This window comes from Streptomyces sp. NPDC089915, from assembly GCF_040684675.1.
Lineage (GTDB): Bacteria > Actinomycetota > Actinomycetes > Streptomycetales > Streptomycetaceae > Streptomyces.
On record NZ_JBFBGN010000121.1, the window covers coordinates 1 to 21,772 of the forward strand.

The 21,772-nt window shown below is 73.9% G+C and carries 19 protein-coding genes; 8 read left to right on the plus strand and 11 right to left on the minus strand.

Going from position 1 to position 21,772, the window contains the following annotated elements; all coding sequences use genetic code 11:
* Positions 1–460, plus strand: a 460-nt coding sequence (locus AB0O29_RS27490; protein WP_365156376.1) for an adenosylhomocysteinase, incomplete at its 5' end; no start/stop codon positions are given.
* Between the two features lie 14 nt (positions 461–474).
* A complete protein-coding gene (locus AB0O29_RS27495; protein ID WP_365156379.1) occupies positions 475–1,152 on the plus strand; it encodes a maleylpyruvate isomerase family mycothiol-dependent enzyme in 678 nt (225 codons plus the stop codon).
* 42 nt (positions 1,153–1,194) lie between these two features.
* Here AB0O29_RS27495 and AB0O29_RS27500 read toward each other — a convergent pair whose 3' ends face one another.
* Entirely contained in the window at positions 1,195–1,941 is a 747-nt protein-coding gene (locus tag AB0O29_RS27500; RefSeq protein ID WP_365156382.1) for a PIG-L deacetylase family protein, read from the minus strand.
* 144 nt (positions 1,942–2,085) lie between these two features.
* Here AB0O29_RS27500 and AB0O29_RS27505 point away from each other — a divergent pair, with 144 nt between their 5' ends.
* The 3 genes from AB0O29_RS27505 (at position 2,086) to mshA (ending at position 7,227) form a co-directional block, all read left to right on the plus strand.
* Positions 2,086–3,897 (plus strand): asparagine synthase-related protein, encoded by a 1,812-nt coding sequence (locus tag AB0O29_RS27505; protein WP_365156384.1) that lies wholly within the window; start codon positions 2,086–2,088, stop codon positions 3,895–3,897.
* 255 nt (positions 3,898–4,152) lie between these two features.
* The gene (locus tag AB0O29_RS27510; protein WP_365156387.1) at positions 4,153–5,727 is read left to right on the plus strand and encodes a class I tRNA ligase family protein; all 1,575 of its coding nucleotides are present in this window, start codon (positions 4,153–4,155) and stop codon (positions 5,725–5,727) included.
* 159 nt (positions 5,728–5,886) lie between these two features.
* Entirely contained in the window at positions 5,887–7,227 is a 1,341-nt protein-coding gene (gene mshA / locus AB0O29_RS27515) for a D-inositol-3-phosphate glycosyltransferase (RefSeq protein ID WP_365156390.1), read from the plus strand.
* A gap of 344 nt (positions 7,228–7,571) precedes the next feature.
* Here mshA and AB0O29_RS27520 read toward each other — a convergent pair whose 3' ends face one another.
* The 9 genes from AB0O29_RS27520 to AB0O29_RS27560 form a co-directional block, all read right to left on the minus strand.
* Positions 7,572–8,624 carry a helix-turn-helix transcriptional regulator gene (locus AB0O29_RS27520; RefSeq protein WP_365156392.1) on the minus strand — a complete coding sequence of 351 codons (1,053 nt, stop codon included), beginning with the start codon at positions 8,622–8,624 and terminating at the stop codon, positions 7,572–7,574.
* Positions 8,625–8,716: 92 nt separating this feature from the next.
* Positions 8,717–9,157: a transcriptional repressor gene (locus AB0O29_RS27525; protein WP_365156395.1), complete on the minus strand. Its 441-nt coding sequence runs from the start codon at positions 9,155–9,157 to the stop codon at positions 8,717–8,719.
* Positions 9,158–9,260: 103 nt separating this feature from the next.
* Complete coding sequence (locus AB0O29_RS27530) at positions 9,261–10,166, minus strand: class I SAM-dependent methyltransferase (RefSeq protein WP_365156398.1); 906 nt, start codon at positions 10,164–10,166, stop codon at positions 9,261–9,263.
* A 182-nt stretch (positions 10,167–10,348) separates the two neighbouring features.
* Positions 10,349–10,828, minus strand: coding sequence for a GNAT family N-acetyltransferase (locus tag AB0O29_RS27535; RefSeq protein ID WP_365156401.1), 480 nt, complete (start codon positions 10,826–10,828; stop codon positions 10,349–10,351).
* Between the two features lie 131 nt (positions 10,829–10,959).
* Positions 10,960–11,868, minus strand: a complete 909-nt coding sequence (locus AB0O29_RS27540) for a M56 family metallopeptidase (protein ID WP_365156403.1) — start codon at positions 11,866–11,868, stop codon at positions 10,960–10,962.
* The gene (locus tag AB0O29_RS27545) at positions 11,865–12,260 is read right to left on the minus strand and encodes a BlaI/MecI/CopY family transcriptional regulator (protein ID WP_365156406.1); all 396 of its coding nucleotides are present in this window, start codon (positions 12,258–12,260) and stop codon (positions 11,865–11,867) included. Before AB0O29_RS27545 ends, AB0O29_RS27540 begins: the two co-directional genes overlap by 4 nt.
* Before the next feature lie 163 nt (positions 12,261–12,423).
* Positions 12,424–12,705, minus strand: coding sequence for a metal-sensitive transcriptional regulator (locus AB0O29_RS27550; RefSeq protein ID WP_365156409.1), 282 nt, complete (start codon positions 12,703–12,705; stop codon positions 12,424–12,426).
* 9 nt (positions 12,706–12,714) lie between these two features.
* On the minus strand, positions 12,715–14,973 hold the full coding sequence (locus AB0O29_RS27555; RefSeq protein ID WP_365156412.1) for a heavy metal translocating P-type ATPase: 2,259 nt from the start codon (positions 14,971–14,973) through the stop codon (positions 12,715–12,717).
* Positions 14,974–15,067: 94 nt separating this feature from the next.
* Complete coding sequence (locus AB0O29_RS27560) at positions 15,068–15,355, minus strand: cation transporter (protein WP_365156415.1); 288 nt, start codon at positions 15,353–15,355, stop codon at positions 15,068–15,070.
* A 177-nt stretch (positions 15,356–15,532) separates the two neighbouring features.
* Between AB0O29_RS27560 and AB0O29_RS27565 the strand changes: the two genes are divergently transcribed.
* A complete protein-coding gene (locus AB0O29_RS27565; protein WP_365156418.1) occupies positions 15,533–16,513 on the plus strand; it encodes a hypothetical protein in 981 nt (326 codons plus the stop codon).
* 87 nt (positions 16,514–16,600) lie between these two features.
* Complete coding sequence (locus AB0O29_RS27570; RefSeq protein WP_045947249.1) at positions 16,601–16,882, plus strand: metal-sensitive transcriptional regulator; 282 nt, start codon at positions 16,601–16,603, stop codon at positions 16,880–16,882.
* Between the two features lie 99 nt (positions 16,883–16,981).
* Here AB0O29_RS27570 and katG read toward each other — a convergent pair whose 3' ends face one another.
* Positions 16,982–19,180 carry a catalase/peroxidase HPI gene (katG, locus tag AB0O29_RS27575; protein ID WP_365156421.1) on the minus strand — a complete coding sequence of 733 codons (2,199 nt, stop codon included), beginning with the start codon at positions 19,178–19,180 and terminating at the stop codon, positions 16,982–16,984.
* A gap of 446 nt (positions 19,181–19,626) precedes the next feature.
* Between katG and recQ the strand changes: the two genes are divergently transcribed.
* Entirely contained in the window at positions 19,627–21,681 is a 2,055-nt protein-coding gene (gene recQ / locus AB0O29_RS27580) for a DNA helicase RecQ (protein WP_365156428.1), read from the plus strand.
* The last annotated feature ends 91 nt before the right edge of the window (positions 21,682–21,772 follow it).

A 21,772-nucleotide genomic window follows, 5' to 3' on the forward strand; every position in this document is an offset into this window, starting at 1 on the left:
CATCATGGCCGCGGACATGGCCAAGATGAAGCACCAGGCGATCGTGGGCAACATCGGCCACTTCGACAACGAGATCGACATGGCGGGTCTGGCCAGGGTCGAGGGCATCGTGAAGGACGAGGTCAAGCCGCAGGTCCACACGTGGACGTTCCCTGACGGCAAGGTCCTGATCGTGCTGTCGGAGGGTCGTCTGCTGAACCTGGGCAACGCGACGGGTCACCCGTCCTTCGTGATGTCGAACTCGTTCGCGGACCAGACGCTGGCGCAGATCGAGCTGTTCACGAAGCCGGAGGAGTACCCGACCGACGTGTACGTGCTGCCCAAGCACCTGGACGAGAAGGTCGCGCGTCTGCACCTGGACGCCCTGGGCGTGAAGCTGACGACGCTGCGCCCGGAGCAGGCCTCGTACATCGGCGTCAAGGTCGAGGGCCCGTACAAGCCCGACCACTACCGCTACTGACCGCCGGGGACACCGTGGACACCATCGTGCAGACCGCCCCGACGGTGCGGGACCCCTGGCTCCCGGACCTGCTGCTGCGCACCGAACGGGACGCGCTGATCCCGCTGCTGCGCCGCACGCCGGAGGCCGCGTACGGGCTGCGGACCGCCTGCCCGGGCTGGACCGCCCGGGACGTCCTCGCCCACTGCGCGGCCGCCCTCGTCCGGATCGTCGAGGGCCGGCTGGAGGAGGGGGTCTTCCTCCCCGCCGCCAACGCCGCCGACGTGGCCGAGCGCGCGCACTGGCCCGTGGGCCGGATCGTCGACGAGCTGGAACGCGGGTTCACCGAGGCCGGCGCGGTCATCGCCGCGGGCGACGGCACGCTGGACGCGGTGGCCCTGGGGGAGTGGATCCACGCGGGCGACGTCCGCGAGGCGTTCGGGGAGCCGGGCGCGTACGCCGGGGACAGCCTGGCCCTCGCCCTGCCCCTGCTGCGCGTCACCAGCCGCAAACGCGAGACGCCCCGGCTGATCGCCGACATCGACGGTCACACCGGAGCGCTGGAACTGGGCAACGAGGTGGACGGCCGGCCCCCGGCCCGGTTCAGCGGCGACGCGGCGACGCTGATCCGGATCTACTCGGGCCGTCCGCTGGTCGCCACCCGCTACGAACTGGCGGACGCGACCGAAGGGGAACTGCTCATCTACCGGTGACACCTGAGGGCCGTCCGGGCCGGGACCCGGCCCGGACCGCCCTCACCCCTCGATCCGTACGACCTGGAAGGCCTCGGCCATCCGCCCCGCGGGCAGCCCCGCCGTCCGCGCGTGCTCGCCCAGCCACTCCCGCAGGAGCCCCGCCAGGTCGTCGAAGTGGGCGGTCTGCGAGGTGTGGATGCGCAGCGCCTCGACCTTCCGGTCGAAGACCGGGGTGACGTCCACGTACTGGTTCGGGGTCGGGCCGGTCATCAGCCACAGCTCGGGCACGATCCACGGCTCCAGCCCCTCCTCCTTCAGCAGGGACGGGTGGGCGAACGGGTTGCGGGCCTCGGGGTAGATCGCCCGGAGGGCGGCGTCGCCCACCGCGCGGTGGTCCGGGTGCAGGTCGGCTATGCGGGACCAGTTGATCTCCGGGCTCGGGATGACGGCCCGCTGCGGGCGGACCTCCCGGATCACCCGGCACAGGTCGCGGCGCAGCTCCACGCTCGGCTCCACGTAGCTGTCCGGGTAGCCGAGGAAGCGGACGTCGTCGACGCCGCTGCGCTTGGCCGAATGGACCTGCTCGGCCCGGCGGAGGTCGCCCATGGCCTGGCGGGGGAGCCGTTCGTCGTAGCCGCCGGCGCCGCCGTCCGTGACGATGCAGTACGTCACGCGTTTCGTGCCCTGCGCGATCCACCGCATGACCGTCCCGCTGACGCAGAACTCGATGTCGTCCGGGTGCGCGGCCACGACCAGCAGGGATTCCGGTGCGCTGCGGTCAATGCGATGGGTCGCGAAGTGTTCCATGAGATCAGCCTCTTGGGCGTGACCGTGGGCCGCAAGGCGGCTCCTTTGGCGTACTCGCGACATGTCGCCTGTACGCCACCCGCGGACTTCACCGCACCACATCGCTCAGGAACCACGCGCGCGTGGGAAGCGGAGGCGCCCGTCATGTGCAGGATCTTCGGCTCCCTCTCGGACGCGCCGGTCCGGCCCGACCCGGCCGAACTCGCCGCCGTCTCCGCCCGGCAGCGGCACGGCGGCCCCGACGAGCACCGGGTGCTGTGCGGGCCCGGCTGGTCCCTCGGCTGCGACCGGCTCGCCGTCACCGACCCGCGCGGCGGGAGCCAGCCGTACCGGCTCGCGCACCTGCCGGGGATCACGGCCGTGTTCAACGGGGAGATCTGCAACCACACCGCGCTGCGGCGCGAACTCGCCGCCCGCGGACACCGGTTCCCCGACCTGTGCGACGGAACCCTGCTGCCCGCCCTGTACGCCGAGTACGGGCCGGACTTCGCGCGGCGGCTCGACGGGATGTTCGCCGTCGCCGTCCTCGACCTGCGCGCCGCCCCCAGGCTGGTGCTCGCCGTCGACCCGCTCGGGATCAAACCCCTCCACTACCACCAGGGCCCCGACGGGACGTTCCGCTTCGCCTCGGAGATACCGGCGCTGCTGGCCTTCGACGGGGTGCGGGCCGTTCCGCGCGAGGACAGCCTCGACACCGTGCTGTGCCTGCGCACCCCGGTGTCGGCCCGTACCGCGCTGGAGGGGATCGGGCTGCTGCCGCCGGGCGCGACCGCCCTCGTACGGCCGGGCCGGGCACCCGTCGTACGGCGCCGGCCCGCCGGACTCCCCTCCCCCGAGGGGGCGCCGGCGGCGGGGGAGGGGCTGCGGGAGCCGCTGCGGCGCGAGGTGCGCAGCCTCGCCCGGGCCGACGTGCCGGTGTGCGTGCTCACCAGCGGCGGCCTCGCCTCCGGCCTGGTCACGGCGCTGGCCGCCGAGGAGGCCCGGGCGGCCGGCGCGCCCGCCCCGCACACCTTCCACCTGGCGCTGCGCGGCCGCCCGCCCGGAGCCGAGGACGCCCGGGCCCGCCAGGTCGCCCGCCGCGCCCGCACCGTCCACCACGAGGCCGTCCTCGACCCCGCCGAACTGCCCTCGCTGCTCACCCGCACCACCCGCCACCTGGGCCAGCCGGACGCCGACCCGGCCGCCCTCGTCGCGTACGCCCTCTTCCGGACGGTCCGCCAGGCCGGCTACACCGTCGCCCTGACCGGAGACGGCGCCGACGAGCTGTTCGGCGCCCCCGCGCGGCTGCACGCCGCCGCCCCGGCACCCTCCGGCGGTGACTGGGCCGCCTCCTACACCGACGCGCTGGCCGCCGCCCCCCGGATGCTCCGCTCCTGGCTCTACACCTCCGACTACCGCGCCCACCTCGCCGCCGAGGGGTCCGCCGCCGACCGCGTCGAGCGGGAGCTGCGCTCCTGCCCGGACGGTGACCGGCTCGCCGCCGTCACCGCCTTCGAGACCCGCTGGCGGCTGCCCGCCGGCCCCCTGCGCCGGGCCGACCACCTGGGCATGGCCTGGGCCGTCGAGGCCAGGATGCCGTTCTGCCGCCCCGCCCTCGCCGCGCACGCCCGCGCCCTCGCCCCCGCCGCCGTACCGGGCCGGCGGGCCCTGTACGGGGCCGGGCGGGGGCTGCTGCCCGAAGCCGTGGCCCGTCGCCCCCGGCAGCCGCCCGCCCTGCCCCTCGCCGCGCTGATCGCCCCGGGCGGACCGCTGCTGGAACCGGTGCGCGAACTCCTGTCCCCGCAGCGGCTGTCCCGGGCCGGGCGGCTGCGGCCCGAACGGGTCCGGGCCCTGCTGGCACGCCAGCTGGAGCGCCCCTCCGAAGGCGACGCGCTCGCCCTGTGGGCGCTGGCCGCGCACGAGCTGTGGACCGAGGTGGTCCGGGGCATGCGGGTCCCGGTCGACCACGCCGCCTGAACGGCCCTGCATGGCAAGGGAGTTGGCGCCCCAGGCGAACGGCGGGGCCGACCGGCCGACCGGCCGGTACCTCCTGGCGTGTCCACGCAACGGCGTGAACGCGCACCCACATAGCAGACCGTACGGTTCGTTTCTCTGTCACGCTGGTACGGCACCCCGGGCTTCCCGGCGGCCGGGCGGCGGCCCGCCGCCCCGACCGCTCATCGCGTGCCGAGCCCCGCCGCGTACTGCGCACCACGACGTCAAGGAGGTCCCATGAGCACCCCCGTATGGATCACCGCGACCCCGCCGGCCACCCACGGCGAACTCCACGTCGGCCACCTCGCGGGCCCCTACGTAGCGGCGGACGTACTGTCGCGCTACCTGAGGGCCGAAGGCGAGCCCGTCCTGTTCACCACGGGCACGGCCGACCACAACAGCTCCGTACACGCCCGCGCCCTGCGCGCGGGCCGCAAGCCGGAGGAGGTCGCGGAGGGGTACCGGGCCGCGATCACCTCGGACTGGCTGCGCTCCGGCGTGGAGTTCGACCACGTCGTGCGCCCCCGCCAGGACAAGGGCTACGGACGCTGGCTCGCGGACCTCTTCCGGCGTCTGCACGCCGAGGGCGTCATCGCCGCCCGCACCCGCCTCACCCCGTACTGCGAGTCCTGCGAGCGCTGGCTCCACGGGGCCCACGTCACCGGCACCTGCCCGCACTGCACGGCCGCCAGCGACGGCGGCATGTGCCACGAGTGCGCCCGCCCCAACGACGGCGGCGACCTCCTGGAACCCCGCTGCGCCCAGTGCGGCTCCGCCGCCGTGCAACGGCGCTGCCGCCGGCTCTACATCCCGCTGGAACCGCACCGGGAGGCCCTCGCCGAGTACTGGGCCGGCACCGGACTGCCGCCGCGCCTGGCCGCGCTCTGCGAGTCCCTCGTCGAGGACGGCCTGCCCGACATCGCGGTGGCCCACCCCGCCGAATGGGGGCTGCCCGTCCCGGTCGACGGCTTCCCCGAGCACCGGATCGACGGCTGCTTCGAGGCCGCCGCGATGCACCTGTTCGGCTACGGCGACCAGGCCCTGCCCGAACGGGCCATCCACTTCTGCGGCTTCGGCCACGCCTTCTGCCACGCCGTACTGCTGCCGGTCCTGCTCTTCGCCCAGGGCGTCAAACTGCCGCAGCACTTCTGCGTCAACGAGGCGTACGTGGTCGAGGACGCGGCCCTCGTCTGGGGCTCCGGCCAGAAGGCCTGGGCCCTGGACCTGATCACCGAGTACGGCTCCGACACGCTGCGCCGGCACGTCCTCCAGGCCCGGCCGCTGGGCCGGCGCACGGAGTTCCGCCCCGAGCGGCTCGCCGCCGCCCGCCGGGAGCTCGACGAGAGCTGGAACAGCTGGCTGTCGCGGCTGTTCGCGGCCGTCCGCGAGGAATGCGCCGGGCTGGCCCCCGCGGCCCTGCCCGGCGGCGCCGGCTGGGAGGTGCTGGAGCGTCGGCTGGTGCGCGGGGTGGAGGACCTGCGCGAGGCCTACGCGCCGGAGTCCTTCGACCCCCGGCGGGCGGTCGCCCTGCTCGACGAGATGGTGCGCTCGACGGCCGACTTCGGCCACGTCAACGCGCACGAGGCGCACCGCCCCACGGCCGACAGTCGCCACCTCCCGGCGCTCGCCGGGCAGCTGGCCGTCGCCCGGGCGCTCGCCGCCTGGGCGCGGCCGGTGATGCCCGAGGGCGCGGACCGGCTGGCCGCCGCCCTCAAGACGCCGCCCGGCGGCCCGGTTTCGGCCGCCGCCCTGCTCCCGCCCGCCCCCGGCACCCGGCTGGCCCCGACCTCGGGCCCGGTGTTCGGCTTCTGACCGGCCTCCGGCGCGTTCCGTCGACCCCCACACGGCGCCGCGCCCCGCACCACCGCACCGATCGCACCACAGCGAGACGACCACCCTCCTTCGCCGCGTGACCGCGCGCCGGTCACCCGGCGGTGCGGGGCGCGCGGCCACTCCCCGTAGGAGTTCCACGTGTCCCTGCGCGTCGCCATGCTCAGCGTCCACACCTCACCGCTGCACCAGCCCGGCACCGGGGACGCGGGCGGCATGAACGTCTACATGGTCCAGCTCTCCCGGGCCCTCGCCGAACAGGGCGTCGAGGTGGACCTGTTCACCCGCTGCCGGGGCGAGGAGCACCCGGACCCGGCCGGCCTCGGCCCCGGTGTCCGGGTGCGCCACCTGGAGGCCGGACCGCGCGCGCCCCTGGCCAAGGAGGACATGCCCGCCCTGGTGGTGCCGTTCTCGCTGGCGCTGCTCAAGGAGGAGCGGCGCTACGACCTGGTCCACTCGCACTACTGGCTCTCCGGCCAGGCCGGTCGGATCGCGGCCGCGGGCTGGCGGATCCCCTTCGTGCACACCGCACACACCCTGGCCCGGGTCAAGAACGCCGCGCTCGCCGAGGGCGACGCCCCCGAGCCGGAGCTGCGGATCCGCGGTGAGCACCAGGTCGTCGGCTCCGCCGACCGGCTGATCGCCAACACCGGAGACGAGGCCCGGGCCCTGTGCGAGCTGTACGGGGCGGACGCGCGCCGGACGCAGATCGTCCGGCCGGGCGTGGACCTGGGCACCTTCGGCCCCGGCGGCGGAAAGGCGGCGGCGCGGGCCCGGCTGGGCCTGCCGGCCGACGCGTTCGTCCCCCTGTACGCGGGCCGGATCCAGCCCCTCAAGGGGCCCGACGTGATGGTCCGCGCGGTCGCCGCCCTGCTGGAGCGGGCCCCGCACCTGCGCGGGCGGACCCTCGTCCCGGTGGTGGGCGGCAACTCGGGAGCCGGTCCGCGCGGGGAGGCGTGGGAACTGGCCCGCGAACTCGGGGTGTCGGACGTGCTGCGCCACCACCCGCCCGTGCCGCAGGAGGAGCTGGCCCTCTGGTACCGGGCGGCCGACGTGCTGATGGTGCCCTCGCGCAGCGAGTCCTTCGGACTGGTCGCGCTGGAGGCGCAGGCGTGCGGGACCCCGGTGCTGGCGTCGGCGGTCGGCGGGCTGCCGACGGCGGTGCGCGACGGGGTGACGGGCCTGCTCGTCCACGGCAACGATCCGCAGGAGTACGCCCGCCGGCTGCTGTGGTTCGCCGAACACCCCGCCGAGGCCGCGGTGATGGGCCGCGCCGCGCTGGCCCACGCCCGGAAGTCGAGCTGGGGCGCGGCCGCTTCGGCGACCCTGGAGGTCTACCGGGACGTCCTGCGGGAGGAGGGGCCGCGGCCGGGCGCGGACATGGGTGAGGCAGGAGCGGCGGCACGCTCCTGCCTCGCCGGCGCCTCTCCCCTGGAGGGCCGAGAAGGCCGGAATTCCAGCCTAGCAGCACTTTTGAGCTGACCAAAGGTGCGCAAGCGTAACGTCTGCGTGAACTCCTTCAGATCCGCCTCAGGTGCGCTATAGGGAACTGGCCCGCATCTGGAATCCATACGACAATGGAGATGTCTTCGAAGGAATACCGGCGGCACGGATCCACGGAGACGGAAACGACCTTTCGTAATTCCTGGAGGAATCATGTCCGCTGCTCGCACCGCCACCGTCCGTCCGCTCTGTACCCTCCGCAACAACGGCAACGGCTGGGACTGAACTGCCGGTCACCGCAGCGGACACGGCCCCGCGATCGCCCTTCCGGGCGGTCGCGGGGTTTTCGTTTCGGCGGTTCCGCAATACGGGTGGCCGCCGAATCAGTCCAGCCAGCCCAGCCGCTGCGCGCGCACTCCCGCCTCGAATCGACTGGACGCCCCCATTTCCTGCATCAGCTCGGACAGCATTCGGCTCACCGTCCGCAGGGAAACTCCCAGGGTCCGGGCGACCTTTTCGTCCTTCATTCCCGACGCAAGCATCTTCAGGGCCGCCCGCTGCTGTTCGGACAATCCGTCGCCGCCGAGTTCCGGCGCCACGTCGTCGCCGTACGGGGTGGCGGCGTGCCAGCAGTGCTCGTACAGGGCCAGATAGGAGCGGACCAGTGCCGGGCCGCGGGCGAGGATCGCGCCGGCCGCCCGGTCGTCGGGGTGCACCGGAAGGACGGCGAACTGCTGGTCCGCGATGATCATGTTCATCGGGACGGCGGGGGAGAGGCGGATCTCCACCCCGGCCTCGACCCGGCGCCGGAGCATCTCCACCGCCTCCGGCGAGGTCGTGATCCGCTGGTGGTAGATGGCGCGGATGCGCACCCCGTTGTCGATCTGCCGGCGGTCGCGGCTCAGCACCCGGTCGGCCACCTCCCGTACCAGGGCGGTGACGTGCATGGACGTCAGATCGTGCCGGATGACGTCGGTGATGTCCTCCAGCACCTGCTGGATCCGCCCGTAGTCGTCGAGGATCTCCACCTCGACCTCGGACCCGCTGAGCGTGCCGGGCCGCAGGAACCTTCCGGCCAGCGCCTCCAGCGCGCTGTACGCGCGGTCCGATTCGTCCAGGTGCTCGCGCAGCCGCTCCCGTTCGCGCTGGAGCATCCGCAGCAGGGCGATCTCGGGGTCGACGGCGGCGACGGCGTCCGGGCCCGGACGCCACGCGCCGGACTGGAGGTCGGCGCGGGTGGCGTGGGTGGTGCCCGTGGGGACGATGAGGCCGAGCGCGATCAGCTCCTCGCGCCACTTCTCGCGCTCCTCGGGCGGGAGGGCGAGCTCATCGAAGGCGTCGTTGAGGTTGGACACCCCGCGCAGGCGCAGCTCCTGATAGAGGGCCAGCACCTTGTCGGCCGACTGGATGCCGTCCCTGCCATCGCCCGTTGCCATCGCGCAGCGACCCCCTCGTCTTACGAATCGACAGTCACACTTTGGCACATGCCGATGTGATTGCGGGGAGGTGGGCGTGCGGGAGCCAGGGATCAGCCCTGGGACGCCTGCGCGCAGTCGGGGCAGAGCCCCTTGAAGACGACCTCCGCGCCCCCGTTCATCCGCCAGGCGCCGAGGGCGTCGCCGGCCGGCTCGGGCACCTCGGCCTCGACGTTCTCCACCCGGCCGCAGCGCACGCACAGCGCGTGCTGGTGCGGCGGGCCGGAGATCTCGAAGACGGCGGGCAGGCCGGGGCGGTCGAACTTCGCGGCCAGGCCGGTCTCCAGGAAGTGCCGGAGCATCTCGTAGACGGCCTGGCTGGTGAGGGTCCCCAGCCGTTCGCGGGCGGTGGCCGTGATGGACTCGACGTCCATGTGCCCGCCCGCCGCCAGCACCTGCAGCACCTCCAGGCGCGGTCCCGTGACCCGCAGTCCCACGTCGCGGAGGCGCTGGATCACCGCCTCGCGGCCGGTCGACTCCTCCACGACAGCCATCACTGCGTCACCATCCGCTATTGGTCCACTCAAACCTTTGAGGGCATCGTACCTCTTGCGAGCCCTTCTTGAGCGGGAGGAGCGGAAAGGGGGCCGGGGCCCTTCAGCCGGCGGTCCGGCACACGAGCAGGACGCTCCGGGTCCGCCCGTCCAGCCGGTGGGAGCGGCGCCGTTCCACGCGCAGCCCCGCCGCGTCGAGTTCGGCGGCCAGGCCCTCCGGGTCGACGATCCACTTCTCGGTGGACCGCACCACGCGCTCGGTGCGCAGCTTGTCCGTGCGCACCGAGTGGTACGTGATCCGCTCGCTCATCCCGTCCAGGTCGAAGACCTGCCGGGCCACGGTCCACTCCTCCACCCCGTCGAACCGGGGCACCTGGAACGCCCAGCCGCGCCGGGGCTCCTCGGACAGCCCGCGCAGCCCGTGGACGGTGTAGTCGAGGGCCAGGGTGCCGCCCGGCTCCAGGTGCCCGGCGATCTCCCGCAGCAGCCCGGGGCGGGCGTGGGGCGGCACGGCCGAGATCATCGCCCCGGCCAGCAGGGCCAGCCGGTACGTACCCCGAAGCCGCAGGTCCGCCAGATCGGCCCGGGTGGTGACCAGGAGCCGTGCGACCTGCGGACCGATCCGCCGGCCCCAGGCCCGCAGCCGCTCCAGGCCGGCCGCGTCCCGGTCCACGGCCTCGACGGGGAACCCGTGCCGGGCGAACGGCACCGCCAGGCGCCCCGCCCCGCAGCCCAGGTCCAGGACCGGTCCGCCACAGCGCCGCGCGAGCCGCAGGTAGCCCGTGATGTCCGCGCTGTACGGGCCCAGCAGCGCGTCGTGCAGCCAGCCCGCGTCCTCGTCGGCCGGTGCCGCCGACTCCAGACCGGGCAGGTGGTCCGCCGGGAGCAGCGCCGGAGCGCCGTGGCGGGCGGGGAGCCGGGAGCCGGCCGGTGCGGGCGGCGGGACCGGCGCGAACGCGGCGGGCACGACCGGCATGACGGGCAGGGGAGTGCCGCTCGGTGTGTGCATCGCTCCTCCAGGGGCTCGCTCGGTCCAGCCGTCCGGGGCGTGGCTCCCGTGCCGCCGGGGGACCGCGCCGCCGCTCACATCCTGTCCCGCGGGCGGGCGCCGGGGCCAGCGTTGCCGGCTGCGTGAACACGCGATGGCGTGGATCTGCCACGCTCCCGCGGAGGAGGGGGAGCGGCGGTCCGTCAGAGGGTGCGGCCGAGCCGGACCGCGGTGAGCGGGGTGAACCCGTGGTGGGTGAAGAACGGCAGGCCCGGGGCCCGTTCGGCGGGGAGCGTGATCCGCTGGGACTCCGCCCCGTGCGCCCGCATCCGGGTCCCGGCGGCCGCCAGCAGGGCCGAGCCGACCCCCTGCCGGCGGTGCGCCGGGGCGGTGCACAGGGCGTAGAGCTCGCCCTCGGAGGGGAAGGGGACCCCGCCCGAGACGGCCCCCACGACGGTGCCCTCGGCATCGGCGGCCACCAGCCAGCCGAGCCAGGTGGGCGCCCCGCCGGGAATTTCAATTTCCGCCCGAATGCGGGGGAGCGAGCAATGGGCCGACACCAGCCGGCCGACGCGCATTTCTCCGAGGAGGTCGGTGTAGTCCTCGCGTATCGCCTCGGCGAGGAGCCGGGAAATCGCCGCAGCGTCCCGCGGAGCTGCCGTCCGCACGTCAGCCAGCAGCATCTATCCCCCACCTCTCGCCGTGCCGGTCCTGAGCCCGCACGCGCCCACAATAGCGGCCAATTCGAGTGGCCGGGGTCCGGGGGAAATCTACGAATTGGCTTAGTAAATAACCGGGTTGGCTGAACCCGCTATCAACGGGTCCAACAACAGAGCGCGACCAGCGGGAGGATGGCCGACGCCGAGGCGGCCACGGAGAACAGCCCGCGCAGCACCGGCCGCCCCGTCCCGCGCGGCCCCAGGATGCGGCGCATCCGCACCGCCGCCGACGGACCGCCCGCCGCGAACGCCTTGTGCGGCGCCCGCCCGGTCGCCAGCGCGTACAGCGCCGTGGCCAGCGCGTCGCTCGAACAGCCGCGCAGCGCCCGGTCGTCGGCGGCCATCTCCAGCAGCAGCGGCACCGTCCGCCCGCCGATCCGGGCCAGCGGGAGCCGGCGGAACACCGACGCGTACGCCCCCGCCGCCGCCACCAGCAGATGGTGGCGGCCGCCGATGTGGGCCCGCTCGTGCGCGAGCGCGGCGGCCAGCTCCCGCTCCGACAGCACTTCCAGCGCCCCCGTCGAGACCACGACCCGGCGCGAACGCCCCGGCAGGCAGTACACCGCCGGCCGCGGGTCCTCCAGTACGGTCACCCCCAGCCGGTCGTCGTACCGGCCCACCAGCCGCAGCAGTTCGGCGTGCCGGGTCCGGGCCCGGCGCGCCCGCACCAGCTCCCGTACGAATCCGGTCCCGGGCACCGCCAGCACCGCGAGCGCCGCCAGCGCGGCGAGGGCCTCGCGCGGGGTCGCGTCGAGCAGCCGGCCGGGCGGGGGCGCGTCGAGGGTCAGGGCCATGTCGACCAGCCGGTGACTGGTGTGCGCGGGCAGCAGCAGCTGCGCCGGCAGCATCGCCGTCGACGCCGCGAACAGGGCGCCGCACAGGATCCACACGGCCAGCCCCAGCCGGGGCGCCTGCTGCGCCCACGCGGCGCGGACCAGCATCCACGGCAGCATCAGCCCGGTCACCAGGGCGAGTCCCAGCGGCGGCAGCACGTGGTGGTTCACAGGGCGTCACCCGCCGCACCGGAGGGACGCTCGCAGCGGGCGGCGCGCAGGGCCTCGTCCAGCGCCTCCACGTCCTCGTGGGACATCCGCTCCACGAACCGCAGCAGCGTGGCCCGGCGGTCCTGGCTGTCGCCGAGCGCGTCCTGCATCAGTGCCGCGGTGTACTCCTCGCGGCTGCGCACCGCCTGGTACATCCACGCCCGGCCGGACTTCTCCCGGCTCAGCCAGCCCTTGCGGTGGAGGATGTCGGCCACGGTCATCACGGTGGTGTAGGCGACCTGGCGGCCCCGGTTGATGTCGTCGACTATCTCCCGGACGGAGGCGGGGCGTTCCCACTGCCACACCCGGTCCATGATCTCGGCTTCCAGCTCTCCCAGCCGGCGTACGCGCATGCTCGTAGCCCTCCCCTCGGCAGCGGCTCATCGTACGGCCCGCCCTCGCGGCGCGGGCATACCCCGGCCCGGTACGGGGGCCCCGGAGCGGGGTGCCGGCAACGCGGGAGCCCCTCCGCACGGTCTTCGTGCGGAGGGGCTCCGGGGCGCCGCGGCCGCCGGGCTACGCGCGGATCAGCCGGGCTATGGCCTTGCTCGCCTCGCCGACCTTCACCCTCGCCTCGTCCCCGCCCCGGGCGATGGCCTCGGTGACGCAGCAGGCGAGGTGCTCGTCGAGCAGGGTCACGGCGCAGGACTGGAGCGCGGCGTTGATCGCGGACACCTGGGTGAGGACCTCGATGCAGTAGACGTCCTCGGCGACCATCCGCTGGACCCCGCGGACCTGGCCCTCGATCCGCCGCAGGCGCCGGATGACGTCTTCCTTGTGCTCTACGTAACCGGCCACGGGGGCTCCTCAGTTGGAGGCGGCCCGGAAGCCGCGCAGTCGCAGGCTGTTGCCGACGACGAAGACCGAGGAGAAGGCCATGGCCGCTCCGGCGATCATCGGGTTGAGCAGTCCGGCCGCGGCGAGCGGCAGGGCGGCCACGTTGTAGGCGAAGGCCCAGAACAGGTTCGAGCGGATGGTGCCGAGCGTCTTGCGGGCGAGGCGGATGGCGTCGGCCGCCGAGCGCAGGTCCCCGCGTACGAGGGTCAGGTCGCCCGCCTCGATGGCGGCGTCGGTGCCGGTGCCCATGGCCAGGCCCAGGTCGGCCTGGGCCAGGGCGGCCGCGTCGTTGACCCCGTCGCCCACCATCGCGACGCTGCGGCCCTCGGCCTGGAGCCGCTTGACCACGTCCACCTTGTCCTGCGGCATGACCTCGGCGATCACCTCGTCGATGCCCACCTCGCGGGCCACCGACTCGGCCACGGCCTTGTTGTCGCCGGTCAGCAGGATCGGGGTCAGGCCCAGGGCGCGCAGCCGGCGGATCGCCTCGGCGCTGGTGTCCTTGACGGCGTCCGCGACCTCCAGCACCGCGCGGGCCTCGCCGTCCCAGGCCACCGCGATCGCGGTGCGCCCGGCCGACTCGGCGTCGGACTTGGCGCGCTCCAGGTGCGGGGGCAGCTCCATCGCCCACTCGGCGAGCAGCTTGCCGCGGCCGACGAGGACGGCGTGGCCCTCGACGACGCCCTGGACGCCGAGGCCCGGGATGTTGGCGAAGTCCTCGGGGACGGGCAGGGTCCCGACGCGGGCGGCGGCGCCCGCGGCGACGGCCTGGGCGATGGGGTGCTCGGAGGCGTGCTCCAGGGCTCCGGCCAGGCGCAGCACGTCGGTCTCGTCGGTGCCCTCGGCGGTGTGCACGTGCAGCAGGGTCATCCGGCCGGTGGTGACGGTGCCGGTCTTGTCCAGGACGATGGTGTCGACCTTGCGGGTGGACTCCAGGACCTCGGGGCCCTTGATCAGGATGCCGAGCTGGGCGCCCCGCCCGGTGCCGACCAGGAGGGCGGTCGGGGTGGCCAGGCCCAGGGCGCAGGGGCAGGCGATGATCAGGACGGCGACGGCGGCGGTGAAGGCGGCCGAGAGGCCGGAGCCGGTGCCGAGCCAGAAGCCGAGGGTGGCCAGGGCGATGGCGATGACGACCGGCACGAACACGGCGGAGATCTTGTCGGCGAGCCGCTGGGCGGCGGCCTTGCCGTTCTGCGCGTCCTCGACCAGCCGGGCCATGCGGGAGAGCTGGGTGTCGGAGCCGACCCGGGTGGCCTCGACGACCAGGCGGCCGCCGGCGTTGAGCGTGGCGCCGGTGACGGAGTCGCCGACGGAGACCTCGACCGGGACGGACTCGCCGGTGAGCATCGAGGCGTCCACGGCGGAGGAGCCCTCGACGACCGTGCCGTCGGTGGCGATCTTCTCGCCCGGGCGGACCAGGAAGCGGTCGCCGACCTGGAGGTCGGCCGTGGGCACGGTCACCTCGTGGCCGCCGCGCAGCACGGTGACCTCCTTGGCGCCCAGCTCCAGCAGTGCCTTGAGGGCGGCGCCGGCCTTGCGCTTGGACTTCGCCTCGAAGTACCGGCCGGCCAGGATGAAGGTGGTGACGCCGGCCGCGGCCTCCAGATAGATGTTCCCGGCGCCGTCGGTGCGGGCGATGGTGAACTCGAAGGCGTGGGTCATGCCGGGGGTGCCGGCCGTCCCGAAGAACAGGGCCCACAGCGACCACAGGAACGCGGCGATCGTGCCCACCGAGATCAGGGTGTCCATGGTGGCCGCGCCGTGCTTGGCGTTGGTCCAGGCGGCGCGGTGGAAGGGCCAGGCGGCGTACGTGACCACGGGCGCGGCCAGCGTCAGCGAGAGCCACTGCCAGAAGTCGATCTGGAGCGCCGGGACCATCGCCATCGCGATGACGGGCACGGAGAGCACGACGGCGGTGGTGAGCCGCTGGCGCAGCGGGGCCAGCTCGTCGGTCTCGGCCGGCTCCTCCCCGGCGCCGGACGCGGCGGAGGAGCGCGGCGGCGCGGGCTCCTGCGCGGTGTAGCCGGTGGCCTCGACGGTGGCGATCAGGTCCGCGACGGAGATGTCGGCGTCGAAGGTGACCTTCGCCTTCTCGGTGGCGTAGTTGACGGTCGCCTCGACGCCGTCCATCCGGTTGAGCTTCTTCTCGATGCGTGCCGCGCACGAGGCGCAGGTCATGCCGCCGATGGCGAGCTCGACCTGGGCGGCGCCGGGGGTGATGGTGGTCATGAGTGCTGCTCCTCGTTCGAGCGCGGGGTCGGTGCCGGGGCCCGGTGGACGGACGGGGCCCCGGCGTCCGGGTGGGTCGGGGTGGGGCGGGGCGTCAGGCCCGGCCGGTGAGCTCGTAGCCCGCGTCGTCGACGGCCTCGGCGATCGCGGCGTCGTCCGGCTCGCCGGCCGTGGTCACGGTGACGGTGCCGCCGTCCACGTCCACGTCCACCGAGATGACCCCGGCGAGCGCGCCGACGGACCCGGTGATGGCGGTCCGGCAGTGTCCGCAGCTCATGCCGGACACGCGGTAGACGGTGGCGGTGCTGTCGACGACGGCGACGGTGGTCGTGGTCTCACCGTTGGAGGCGCAGGCGCCATCGGGGGAACAGCAGGAAGACATGGGCTTCTCCTTGATCGTGCAGATACCCTCTGGGGGTATCCGGGCTGACTCCAGATATACCCCCCCTAGGTATCCATGCGCAAGAGTTTCCCGCGCTTGACTTGATACCCCCTGGGGGTATGGTGGAGATCCATTGAACCGCTGTACGCGGCAGCTACGTCGTACGGGAGACCAGGCATGAACACCGGAGTGAAGATCACCGCCTTCGCCGCCGCACTCGCGGGGGCCTTCGGCGCCGCCTACGGGGTCGGGGTGGGCGTCGGCCCCGTGGGCGAGCCGGCGAAGGCGGAACACGCGAGCCACGCGACCCAGGCGAAGGCGCCGGCCGCCGAGGGCGGACACGGCGGCCACGAGCAGGCCGCGGCCCAGGGCCCGGCGGCCGGCGGCCTCCAGATCTCCGACGCCGGCTACACCCTGAGCCTGGACACCCCCGGCATCGCCCCGGGCCAGGGCGAGCTCAGGTTCTCGGTGAAGGACGCGGCCGGCCGCAAGGTCACCGGCTACAAGGCCGAGCACGGCAAGGAACTGCACTTCATCGTCGCCTCGCGCGACCTGACCGTCTTCCGCCACCTCCACCCGGTGCGCGCGCAGGACGGCACCTGGTCCACCCCGGTCGACCTGCCCGCCGCCGGCGCCTACAAGGCCTTCGCCGACTTCACCCCCTCGGACGGGGCCGCGAAGAACGTCACCCTGGGCGCCGACCTCACCGTCCCCGGCGCCTACGCGCCGAACCCGATGCCCCCGGTCGCGCCCACCGCGGAGGTGGACGGCTACCAGGTGGCGCTCGGCGGGACCCTGGACCCCGGCAAGCCCGGCGAGCTGAAGCTCACCGTCAGCAAGGACGGCAGGCCCGTCACCGACCTGGAGCCCTACCTCGGGGCGTACGGGCACCTCGTCGCCCTGCGTGACGGGGACCTCGCCTACCTGCACGTCCACCCCAACGAGGGCGGCCCCGGCCCGGACGTCTCCTTCACGGCCACCGCCCCCAGCGCCGGCGCCTACCGGCTCTTCCTGGACTTCCAGCACCAGGGCAAGGTCCGCACCGCGGCCTTCACCGTCCGGGCCGGCGGCGACGGGGCGGCGGCCCCCGCGCCCGCCGCGCAGCCGGGCGGGTCAGCGCAGCCGGCCGGGGAGGAGCAGGGCGGTCACTCCCACTGACCGCCCGGCGGAACATCCCGCGGCCCGTCCTCGTTGTCGACATACCCCCCAGGGGTAAAGAAGGCCCGATGAAGGGAAGCGATCGCCGTGCCCGGTTACACCTCCCACAAGGACGACGTCCTCAAGCGGCTGCGCCGCATCGAAGGCCAGGTGCGCGGACTCCAGCGCATGGTCGAGGAGGGGACGTACTGCATCGACGTGCTCACCCAGGTCAGCGCCGCCACCAAGGCCCTGCAGTCCTTCGGGCTGACCATGATGGAGGACCACCTGCACTCCTGCGTCGCGGACGCCATCGCCGAGGGCGGGGACCAGGCCCGCGGCAAGGTCGAGGAGGCCTCGCGTGCCATCGCCCGCCTGGTCCGCGCCTGAGGCGGCCCGCCAGGCCTGAGGCGGCCCGCCCGCGGACGCGGGTCCGGGCCGGCCCCCGGTGGGGAGCCGGCCCGGACGCGGTGCCCCAGGGGGCGGGGATCAGGCGAGGTCGAACCGGTCCAGGTCCATCACCTTGGCCCACGCCGCGACGAAGTCCCCGACGAACTTCTCCTTCGCGTCGTCGCTCGCGTACACCTCGGCCACGGCGCGCAGCTCGGAGTTGGAGCCGAAGACCAGGTCGGCCCGGGTGCCCGTCCACTTGACGGCGCCCGTCGCGGCGTCGAGGCCCTCGAAGGAGGTCTCGTCCTGCGACACCGCCCTCCACGTCGTGCCCAGGTCGAGCAGGTTGACGAAGAAGTCGTTGGTCAGGGCCCCGGGGGTGTCCGTGAAGACTCCGTACGAGGACTGCCCGTGGTTGGCGCCCAGCACGCGCAGGCCGCCGACGAGGACGGTCATCTCGGGCGCGCTCAGCGTCAGCAGGTTGGCCCTGTCCAGCAGCAGGTACTCGGCCGGCAGCCGGTTGCCCTTGCCGAGGTGGTTGCGGAAGCCGTCGGCCGCCGGCTCCATCGCGGCGAAGGAGTCCACGTCCGTCTGCTCCTGCGAGGCGTCCACCCGGCCCGGGCTGAAGGGCACCTCGACGTCGAAGCCCGCGTCCTTCGCGGCCTTCTCGACGGCCGCGCCGCCCGCGAGGACCACCAGGTCGGCCATCGAGACCCGCTTGCCGTCCGAGCGGCCCTCGTCGAAGGACCGCTTGATCCCCTCCAGGGCGCGCAGCACGCCCGCCAGCCGGTCCGGCTCGTTGACCTCCCAGCCGCTCTGCGGCTGGAGCCGGATCCGCCCGCCGTTGGCACCGCCGCGCTTGTCGCTGCCGCGGAAGGAGGAGGCGGCCGCCCACGCGGCGGACACCAGATCGCCCACCGGCAGGCCCGAGGCCAGCACCCGGGCCTTGAGGTCGGCGGTCTCCGCCGCGTCCAGGGGCTCGTGCGTCCGGGCGGGCAGCGGGTCCTGCCACAGCAGCTGCTCGGCCGGCACCTCCGGGCCCAGGTAGCGGACGACGGGGCCCATGTCGCGGTGGGTCAGCTTGTACCAGGCGCGGGCGAACGCGTCCGCGAAGGCGGCCGGGTCGGCGTGGAAGCGCCGCGAGATCGGCTCGTAGACCGGGTCGAAGCGCAGCGACAGGTCGGTCGTCAGCATCGTCGGGGCGTGCGTCTTCGACGGGTCGTGCGCGTCGCGCACCGTGCCCGCGCCGGCGCCCTCCTTCGGCCGCCACTGGTGGGCGCCGGCGGGGCTGGAGAACAGCTCCCACTCGTAGCCGAAGAGGATGTCGAAGAAGCCGTTGTCCCAGGTGGTCGGGGTGTCGGTCCAGATGCCCTCCAGACCGCTGGTGATCGCGTCTCCGCCCTTGCCGGTGCCGTACGAGTTCGCCCAGCCGAGGCCCTGCGCCGCCATCGGCGCGCCCTCCGGGGCCTCGCCGACGCTCTCGGCCGGGCCCGCGCCGTGGGTCTTGCCGAAGGTGTGGCCGCCGGCGATCAGGGCGACCGTCTCCTCGTCGTTCATCGCCATCCGGTGAAACGTTTCACGGATGTCGCGGGCGGCGGCGACGGGGTCCGGGGTGCCGTTCGGGCCCTCCGGGTTCACGTAGATCAGGCCCATCTGGACCGCGCCGAGCGGGTTCTCCAGCTCGCGGTCGCCGGTGTAGCGCCGGTCGTCGAGCCAGGTGGTCTCCGGGCCCCAGTACACGTCCTCGTCGGGCTCCCAGACGTCCGGGCGGCCGCCGCCGAAGCCGAAGGTCTCGAAGCCCATCGTCTCCAGGGCGACGTTCCCGGTGAGGATCATGAGGTCGGCCCAGGACAGGGCGCGGCCGTACTTCTTCTTCACCGGCCACAGCAGGCGGCGGGCCTTGTCGAGGTTGCCGTTGTCCGGCCAGCTGTTGAGCGGCGCGAACCGCTGCTGGCCGGCCCCGGCGCCGCCGCGGCCGTCACTGATCCGGTACGTGCCCGCGCTGTGCCAGGCCATCCGGATCATGAAGGGGCCGTAGTGGCCGAAGTCGGCGGGCCACCAGTCCTGCGAGGTCGTCAGGACCTCGGCGATGTCCCGCTTGACGGCGGGCAGGTCGAGGGTGTTGAAGGCCTCGGCGTAGTCGAACCCCTCGCCCAGCGGGTTCGCCACGGCGGGGTTCTTCGCGAGGATCTTCAGGTTGAGCGAATCCGGCCACCACTGGCGGTTCCCGCCGCCCTGGGTCGGGTGCGGGGCGCGGTCGTGGGCGACCGGGCAGCCTTCCGTTTGCTTCTCAGACATGGGAATCCTTCCGCACCGGGGGTGACGCGGTGCACGGAAATCGCTGGAGTGTTTTTCCTGTCCCTTGGCTATCGGCAAATCCGATCCTACGATGGACGGATTCCAAGTCAAGAAGCGCGCCAAGCGACGCCTCCGCGGGCACCCGGACCTGCGCGGACGGGCGCCGCTCCGGCGCGTGCCCGGCCGTCGGCGGCCAGGCCGGACACCGTGCCCGCCGCCGACCCCCGCCCCGCACCGGCGGTTCCCGCGCCCCGCTTGCGCACCGCTCCGAATGCGGGACAATTCGCGGGGACCGCCCGCTCCCGGACGAAATCGGAATTTCCGCGACGGTGAATTCACCGGGTCCAGCGGGTAAAGGCCGGAAACGCCCCGAGCCGTCGTACCGGTCGTCCACAGGCCAGGGCGGACGGGACGGGAGTGTCACGGGGTGCCGCTAGGCTTCTCGGATGGCCCTTTCGGACGCTTCCCCCGAGATCTCAGACGAGGTCCCCGACGCACTGCGCGTGCTCCACCGCGTCTTCGGATACGGCTCCTTCCGCGGTGAGCAGCAGGAGATCATCGAGCAGCTGATCGGCGGCGGCGACGCCCTCGTGCTGATGCCCACCGGCGGCGGCAAGTCGCTCTGCTACCAGATCCCGGCGCTCGTCAGAGAGGGCACGGGCATCGTGATCTCCCCGCTGATCGCGCTGATGCAGGACCAGGTGGACGCGCTCACCGCCCTCGGCGTCCGGGCCGGGTTCCTCAACTCCACGCAGGACCCCTACGAGCGGCAGGCCGTGGAACAGGCCTTCCTCGCCGACGAGCTCGACCTGCTCTACCTCGCCCCCGAGCGGCTGCGCACCGAGGGGACCCAGCGCCTGCTCGACCGGGGCAAGGTGTCCCTGTTCGCCATCGACGAGGCGCACTGCGTCGCCCAGTGGGGCCACGACTTCCGGCCCGACTACCTCGCGCTGTCGATGCTGCACGAGCGCTGGCCCAAGGTGCCCCGGATCGCCCTGACCGCGACGGCCACCGAGGCCACCCACGCCGAGATCGCGGCCCGGCTGGGCCTGGAGGACGCCCGGCACTTCGTCGCCAGCTTCGACCGGCCGAACATCCAGTACCGCATCGTCCCCAAGGACAACCCGGCCCGGCAGCTGCTGGAGCTCATCCGCACCGAGCACGACGGGGACGCCGGCGTCGTCTACTGCCTGTCCCGCGCCTCGGTGGAGAAGACCGCCGCCTTCCTGGTGGAACAGGGCATCGACGCCGTCCCGTACCACGCCGGCATGGACGCCCGCGCGCGTGCCGCGAACCAGGCCCGCTTCCTGCGCGAGGACGGGGTCGTGGTGGTCGCCACCATCGCCTTCGGCATGGGCATCGACAAGCCCGACGTCCGCTTCGTCGCCCACCTCGACCTGCCCAAGTCCGTGGAGGGCTACTACCAGGAGACCGGCCGCGCCGGCCGCGACGGCGAGCCCGCCACGGCCTGGCTCGCGTACGGCCTCCAGGACGTGGTCCAGCAGCGCAAGCTCATCGACGGCTCCGAGGGCGACGACGCCCACCGCCGCTCCCTGGGCATGCACCTGGACGCCATGCTCGCCCTGTGCGAGACGGTCGACTGCCGACGGGAACGGCTGCTGGAGTACTTCGGCCAGCACGGCGGCGCCTGCGGCAACTGCGACACCTGCCTGACCCCCGCCGAGTCCTGGGACGGGACGGTCGCCGCCCAGAAACTGCTGTCCACGGTGTGGCGGCTGGCCAAGGAGCGCCGCCAGAAGTTCGGCGCCGGCCAGATCATCGACATCCTCCAGGGCAAGAAGACCGCCAAGGTCATCCAGTTCGACCACGACGGCCTCTCGGTGTTCGGCGTCGGCGCGGACCTGGGCACCGCCGAGTGGCGCGGCGTCGTCCGGCAGCTGTTGGCGCTGCGGCTGCTGGCCGTCGAGGGCGACTACGGCACCCTCGTCCTCACCGACGCCAGCGGCGAGGTGCTGGGCGGGCGCCGCACCGTCCAGATGCGCAAGGAGAAGAAGGCGCCGGCCGCCGCCCGCAAGGAGTCGGGGTCCCGCTCCGGGAAGGGCGCCCGCGTCCCCGTCGACCTGCCGCCGGCCGCCGTACCGGTCTTCGAGGTCCTGCGCGCCTGGCGGGCCGCGACGGCCAAGGAGCAGGGCGTGCCCGCGTACGTCGTGTTCCACGACGCGACGCTCCGGGAGATCGCGACGCGGCTCCCCGGCACGGTCGCGGAACTGGGCGGCATCGGCGGCGTCGGCGAGGCCAAGCTCGCCAAGTACGCCGAGGGCCTCCTCGACGCCCTGGCCGAGTGCCGGGCCGACGGCGCCGCCGCCACCGCGGCGCCCGCCGGCACCCCGGCTCCGGCCGCGGCCGCCCCGGCTCAGGCCGCCCCGGCCCCCGCCGCCGCGCCCCGGAAGGCGGCCCCGGCCCCCGAGGAGCCCCCGTTCGAGGAGGAACCGCCCTTCGACCTCGACGAGATGGACCCGCCGTGGGACGACTGGCGCTAGGGCCTGTCGTCAAACTCCCGTCTGCCCCGCGACGCCTGGCACGCGCTCTCGCCGCACCGGGCGAAAGCCAAGTACGTCCAGTACGCGGGCT